Below are 6,763 nucleotides of genomic sequence, written 5' to 3'. Positions count from 1 at the left end.
GGCGTCGGCGTCGTTGTCGGTGACGGTCAGGAGGCTCTGGTGGCGTAAGGAATCCTGTTCCGTCAGCGGTCAGTTCATCGCTGAGTCAACCGCTGGCGGATACACCACTCAAAAGGACTTGACCAGAGTTAGAGCGGTACGAAACTCCACATGTACCCAAAAAGCTATAAAGCCGCACTCGGCAACGCTATCGCGTAACTGCCCCCACAAGGGGGTGCAAGTTCATCTTTAAAACAATAGGACGATAGATAAATCGATAGTTATTGAGAGTCTATCGCTCCAGTATGCGCCTGTAATTCCTGTTACGTATCGATAATTTCCCATAAATGATTTGTGATACGCACTACAGCGGGGGAGTTTTAGGGCAGAGTTCTATTAAGTCAATCTCAGCAGAGGAGAGATTGTTTCTTAAAGGAAGTGTGACACCAATGGCTGATTTCTTGACGGCGCTCAACAATATTATTTGGTCGCCTGCACTCGTATTCTTGTGTTTGGGTGCAGGCTTGTATTTTACGGTGGTTACTCGTGGCTTACAGGTGCGGTGCATACCGGACATGCTGTCCCAGATCTCTAAAGGGAAAAAGTCCGAACACGGGGTATCTTCCTTCGAGTCGCTGATGATCTCGTTGGCTGGCCGCGTCGGCATCGGCAATATCGCTGGCGTTGCCACTGCAATTGCCTTTGGCGGTCCGGGTGCCGTGTTCTGGATGTGGGCGATGGCATTTCTTGGCTCGGCTACTTCATTTATTGAGTGTACTTTGGGCCAGATTTACAAGGAACAGGACCGAGACACCGGTGAATACCGTGGTGGTCCTGCCTTTTACATCGAGAAGTCTCTGAAGCACACCAAAGCAGCGCCCTTTATGCTGGTTTACGCCATAGTTTTTGCAATTGCGATGATATTGGCTACCAGTTACTTCCTGCCGGGAATCCAGTCCAACGGCGTAGCCGCGGCGGTGGAAAACGCTTGGGGCGTCTCCGTGGGATGGACGGGCGTAGTGCTTGCTGTCATGCTCGCTATCATCATCATCGGCGGCATCAAGCGCATCGCTAATTTTGCTTCCTTGGTCGTACCGTTTATGGCGGTGGCGTACATCATCATCGCCCTTATCATCTTGTTCATGAACTTCTCGCAGATCCCAGAGGTGTTCGGACTTATCTTCAAGTCAGCGTTCAACCTTGAGGCAGGGTTCTCCGGGATGCTGGGTTTGGCTATCATGTGGGGCGTTAAACGCGGTATCTACTCGAACGAAGCGGGACAGGGCACTGGGCCACAGGCCGCAGCGGCCGCGGAAGTTTCACACCCGGCCAAGCAAGGCTTTGTTCAGGCGTTCGCGGTTTATGTGGATACCTTGTTTGTGTGTTCGGCCACAGCCTTCATCATCATCTCCACCGATATGTATAAGGTCTTTGAGAATGAGAGCGAAGACGGGCCCGTTCGCTACGCCGGCGCTATTCCTGACGGTGTGGCGGTTGGCCCGGGTTACGTTCAAGAGGGCATGAACTCCACTTTCAGTGGCTTTGGCCCATCCTTCGTGGCCGTCGCTATTGCTTTCTTCGCCTTCACCACCATCCTGGCCTATTACTACTTGGCCGAGACTAACTTGGCCTACTTCAACCGCTGGATTAAGAGCCAGACTGCGCGCCGAGCGTTGATTTGGTTGCTGCGAGTTCTCATTATTGTTTCCGTCCTCTACGGTGCGGTGACCACTCCGGGTGCCGCGTGGGCCCTAGGTGATATTGGAGTCGGTACTACCGCTTGGCTCAACGTGGTGGCTATCTTGTTCTTGCAAGTTCCAGCACTGAAAGCGCTCAAGGATTACACCGCGCAGAAGAAGCAGGGCCTCGACCCGCAGTTCGACCCAGAGAAGATTGGCATCAAGAACGCCGATTTCTGGGTAGAGCGGGCCAAGGCCAGGAAAGCTGCAGAAGCGAATAAGGCGCAACTAACTGATGTCGATGAGAGTTAAGAACTCATCATCTAGTACTTGGCTAGGGTTGGAGCTATGAATACTACGATTGAGCACCAGCCGGAAAAGTCCCGCTTCGTTATTGCGGTTGACGGTGAGGAGGCGGGTCGCGCCGAGTACTTCGACAGAGGCTCAAAGCGGGACTTCCATCACACGGTCATCGATGAGAAATTTCGTGGGAACGGCCTCTCAAGCACACTCATCACAGCAGTGCTCGATGAGTCACGCCAAGCAGATAAAAAGGTGATTCCCAGCTGCCCGGCGGTTAGCCACTTCATTGACAAGCACGAGGAGTATCAAGACCTCCTTTAGCACTGTGCCCGAGCCTAGTGCAGGCGAAAGGGGAGCCCTCACAGAATCTGGGTGGGCTCCGCGTTTTCGCCTCTGCCCGGGGTTAGATGTAGTAGTCGGGGTCGACGAGCTTTATCTTTTCGTCCTTGCCGCGAGGCCGGTTCTTGGCAGGAATCCCGATGGCGATGTGGTTGGCCGGCACGTCCTTGGTGACGACAGCGTTGGCTCCGACAGCCGAGCCTTCTCCAATGACGATGGGCCCGAGAACCTTGGCCCCAGCGCCGATGGTCACGTTGTCCTCGATGGTGGGGTGACGCTTAGTCTGCGTAAGGACCTGCCCGCCGAGGGTGACGCCGTGATAGAGCATAACCCCTTCTCCGATGTGCGTGGTCTCGCCGATGACGATTCCCATCCCGTGGTCGATGAAAAACCTGCGGCCGATGGTGGCCCCAGGGTGGATTTCAATTCCGGTAAAAAAACGGCTTAGTTGAGCCAAGATGCGCGCGGGGCCACGGAGACTTTTCATCCATAGACAGTGAGCGACGCGATGTGACCAAATGGCATGGAGCCCGGAGTAGACAACCGCGTTCTCGACGTCTCCCCGGGCAGCGGGGTCGTGCTCACGAGCATTCGCGAGATCCTCACGGATCATCTTGATAATGTTCATGGACTACATCCTAGTGTGACGGGAAAAGCGCCCGCCAAGAATGGCGGGCGCTTTTATTCAGACTTTAAGCAAAAGTCTAAGTGCGGAGTTGCTGGAGGTCTAGCCCTCACGAATGTCCTCGAAAAGGACCGTTGATACGTAGCGCTCTCCGAAATCGCACCCGACGGTGACGATTGTCTTCCCCGCAAACTCGGGACGATCTGCGAGTTTGAGTGCAGCGAAGACGTTAGCGCCGGCAGAGATACCCACCAGTAGTCCCTCTTCCTTGGCCAGTTTCCGAGAGGTTTCAATTGCATCTTCGTTGGTCACGGTAAGAACTTCGTCAAGAAGTTCGCGATCCAGAACGTCAGGAACGAAGTTGGCGCCAATGCCTTGAATCTTGTGGGGTCCAGCGTGCCCTTCGGACAGGACCGGGGAGTCCGCAGGCTCAACGGCAACGAGGTGAAGGTCTGGGTTCTTGGACTTCAAGAAGCGACCCACCCCTGTGACAGTGCCGCCGGTGCCCACGCCAGCGACGAATGCATCGACCTTTCCGTCGGTGTCTGCCCAAATTTCGGGGCCGGTGGTTTCTTCGTGAATTTTAGGATTAGCTTCGTTGGCGAACTGGCTGGCCAAGATCGAGTTAGGGGTTTGAGCCAGAATCTCATTTGCCTTGTCCACAGCACCTTGCATACCCGCAGCCCCTGGCGTGAGGATAATCTCAGCGCCATAGGCGCGCAAAAGAACCTTGCGCTCGTTGGACATCGTTTCCGGCATGGTCAGGATAACCTTATACCCTAGGGTGGCACCGGCCAGTGCCAGCGCAATTCCTGTGTTGCCGGAAGTAGCCTCGACAATGGTTCCGCCAGGCTTTAGTTCGCCGGCAGCAACTGCAGCATCGACAATTGCCTTGCCAATGCGATCTTTCACAGAATTGGCTGGGTTGAAAGACTCGACCTTGACCAGAACTTCTGCTTTTTTGCCTTCGGTAAGGCGATTTAGGCGAACCAGGGGCGTGCCGCCGATGGTTTCAAGAATGTTGTTATATACAGCCACTATGCGTTCTCCTTGAGAAGTGAAATACGGAACTGCACAACAGCCTACACCACGCGAGTAGACTAAGTTGTATATCGATTCTAGACCGTCTATTCGGACATTGTTTGTTGGGTTCAGATTAGATAAACCTGTGACTACGATTTAGAATTACCCCCAACCCCCCGTTATAGTAGGCAAAAGGTGGACCTTTACCCCCGTTAGACGCGGCGGTAACGGGTACACCTAGATGGTTACCCCCGACTAGGAGAATCTCTCATGGAGCCGCATCGACTTAAAGACGATGATGAAGCTGTACGCGCCGCACTGTCTTCCTTGAAGAATGCGACGGGTATCCCCGTTACCATGTACGCGGCCCTGCTGCCGGATAACCGCCTGCAGATTACGCAATGGGTGGGGTTGCGCACACCGGCTTTGCAAAATTTGGTTATTGATACCGGCGTCGGGGTAGGAGGCCGCGTAGTGAGCACCCGCCGTGCGGTCGGAGTTTCTGATTATGTCAGGGCAACGACCATCTCCCACGAAAACGATCGAGCCATCCAAGATGAAGGACTGCATTCCATCGTGGCGGTACCAGTTACGGTGCAGCGTGAGATTCGCGGCGTGCTCTACGTTGGTGTCCACTCCCCAGTTCGTCTAGGTGACAAGGTTATTGAAGAGGTGACTATGACCGCGCGGTGCCTTGAGCAGGACCTGGCGGTCAACTCCGCGTTTAGGCGTGCCGACGGCTCGAAAGGCGGGGCGAGTCGCGGGCACGTCATGAATGGCGCGGAGTGGGAGCAAGTTCGTTCTACGCATTCCAAGTTGCGGATGCTGGCTAATCGCGTCGAGGATGAGCCGCTGCGCAAGGAACTCGAAACCCTGTGCGACCAGATGGTTTCGCCCGTGCGCGTGAAGCAATCAACCAAGCTCTCCGCTCGTGAGCTTGACGTACTTTCCTGCGTTGCGCTGGGACATACTAATGTCGAGGCGGCGGAGGAAATGGGCATTGGAGCGGAGACAGTCAAGTCTTATTTGCGTTCTGTTATGCGCAAACTCGGTGCCCATACACGTTACGAAGCGGTTAACGCGGCCCGTCGTATCGGCGCGCTTCCCTGATAACCGGTAAGTTATGGAGGCGTGAAAGACCAATTTATTGTCTCCGGAGGTGCCCGGCTTGAGGGCGCCGTAAAAGTCGACGGCGCTAAGAACAGCGTCCTCAAGCTCATGGCTGCGGCTCTACTCGCCGAGGGTACGACTACGCTGCATAATTGTCCTGAAATTCTTGATGTACCACTGATGAAGAAAGTTCTCGAAGGTCTCGGCTGCGAAATCGATCTCGAGGGAGCTCGGGTCACGATCACCACCCCGGCTGAGCTTCGTTCTAACGCTGACTTCGATGCCGTTCGTCAATTTCGTGCATCGGTTTGCGTTCTCGGTCCACTCACCGCGCGCTGCGGGCACGCTGAGATTGCTCTCCCAGGCGGTGATGCGATCGGATCCCGTCCGCTCGATATGCACCAGTCCGGACTCGAGAAGCTAGGTGCGCGCACCTATATCGAGCACGGTGCAGTAGTAGCGGACGCGGAAAACCTACACGGCGCCGAAATTAAGTTGGATTTCCCTTCGGTGGGGGCAACAGAAAACATCCTCACCGCGGCCGTGATGGCGGAGGGTGTGACTATCCTCCACAATGCTGCGCGGGAGCCGGAGATTGTCGATCTCTGCATGATGCTCAAATCTATGGGCGCTGACATCGAGGGCGAAGGAACATCTCGGTTGTCTATCCGTGGGGTTGAAAAGCTCTATCCCACCGAACATGAGGTTATAGGGGATCGAATCGTCGCCGGAACGTGGGCGTTTGCCGCGGCTATGACCCGAGGAGACATTACCGTTGGTGGAATTGCACCACGCCACCTGCACCTTCCACTGGAGAAGCTGAAATCAGCTGGGGCGCAAATCGACGCCTATGACAACGGCTTTCGGGTGCGTATGCGCCGCCGCCCTACGTCGGTAGATTTTCAAACGCTTCCTTTTCCAGGCTTCCCGACGGACCTGCAGCCCATAGCAATTGGACTTTCCGCGATCGCGGAGGGCACGTCCATCATTACGGAAAACGTCTTCGAATCGCGTTTCCGCTTTGTTGACGAGATGCTCCGACTAGGTGCCGACGCCCAAGTTGATGGACACCACGTGCTCATTCGTGGGCAGGAGCGTCTGTCTTCGACAGATGTGTGGAGCTCGGATATTCGCGCTGGCGCCGGCCTCGTGCTTTCCGCGTTGTGTGCGGACGAAACGTCGACCATCCACGATGTCTTTCACATTGACCGCGGCTACCCCAATTTCGTAGAGAACCTTCGATCCCTTGGAGCCACTATCGAGCGAATACAAGAGCCGGAGGATTCGGACCTCCTTTAAATTGGGGGAAGGAAAGTGCCCAGGGCAAGCTGTCGAGGACAAATGAAGCCTTGGTAGTCAAAGTACTGGGTTATATGTGAGCGCTTTTTGTGGTTTGTGCTGGGGATTTGTGGGTTGTTGGTGGCGCGTGTAACTTTATCGAAGTCGCCACGAGGTAGCCGGGAGGTTACGGGCTGGAGTTATTCGGGTTTGTTGCTTGTTTGACTTTGGTTGGTTGGTTGATTAAAGTAGGAAAAGCCGCTTTTACGGAGAATGTTTGGTTCTTTGTGGGGTGTGTGAATGATGTTTGAGAACTCAATAGTGTGCCAATGTACTTTTTATTTTGTATTTTTTTCACTTCTTTTGGTGGTTGGTGATTGTGCCAGCTGGGCTTTTGTTGGTTTGGTTGGTTGGTGTGTGCCGGATG

The 6,763-nt window shown here is 54.7% G+C and carries 6 protein-coding genes and 1 pseudogene; 4 read left to right on the top strand and 3 right to left on the bottom strand.

The window, feature by feature from the left end:
- Window positions 1–428: 428 nt before the first annotated feature.
- A complete protein-coding gene (locus tag F4V60_RS10190; RefSeq protein WP_075730486.1) occupies window positions 429–1,970 on the top strand; it encodes an alanine/glycine:cation symporter family protein in 1,542 nt (513 codons plus the stop codon).
- Window positions 1,971–2,006: 36 nt separating this feature from the next.
- On the top strand, window positions 2,007–2,282 hold the full coding sequence (locus F4V60_RS10185; protein WP_075730485.1) for a GNAT family N-acetyltransferase: 276 nt from the start codon (window positions 2,007–2,009) through the stop codon (window positions 2,280–2,282).
- A gap of 82 nt (window positions 2,283–2,364) precedes the next feature.
- Here F4V60_RS10185 and epsC read toward each other — a convergent pair whose 3' ends face one another.
- Entirely contained in the window at window positions 2,365–2,928 is a 564-nt protein-coding gene (gene epsC, locus F4V60_RS10180) for a serine O-acetyltransferase EpsC (protein WP_075730484.1), read from the bottom strand.
- 99 nt (window positions 2,929–3,027) lie between these two features.
- A complete protein-coding gene (cysK, locus tag F4V60_RS10175; protein ID WP_075730483.1) occupies window positions 3,028–3,963 on the bottom strand; it encodes a cysteine synthase A in 936 nt (311 codons plus the stop codon).
- Window positions 3,964–4,218: 255 nt separating this feature from the next.
- Between cysK and ramA the strand changes: the two genes are divergently transcribed.
- Together ramA and murA are read left to right on the top strand one after the other, a co-directional pair.
- Complete coding sequence (gene ramA / locus F4V60_RS10170; protein WP_075730482.1) at window positions 4,219–5,058, top strand: acetate metabolism transcriptional regulator RamA; 840 nt, start codon at window positions 4,219–4,221, stop codon at window positions 5,056–5,058.
- 21 nt (window positions 5,059–5,079) lie between these two features.
- Complete coding sequence (murA, locus tag F4V60_RS10165; RefSeq protein ID WP_075730481.1) at window positions 5,080–6,357, top strand: UDP-N-acetylglucosamine 1-carboxyvinyltransferase; 1,278 nt, start codon at window positions 5,080–5,082, stop codon at window positions 6,355–6,357.
- A gap of 166 nt (window positions 6,358–6,523) precedes the next feature.
- Here murA and F4V60_RS12630 read toward each other — a convergent pair.
- Window positions 6,524–6,763: pseudogene (locus tag F4V60_RS12630) on the bottom strand (hypothetical protein); the annotation flags it as partial.

This window comes from Corynebacterium flavescens (assembly GCF_008693105.1).
Classification (GTDB): Bacteria; Actinomycetota; Actinomycetes; order Mycobacteriales; family Mycobacteriaceae; genus Corynebacterium; species Corynebacterium flavescens.
Note: the sequence above shows the minus strand (reverse complement) of the source record. Positions and strands in the feature narration are given on the sequence as shown.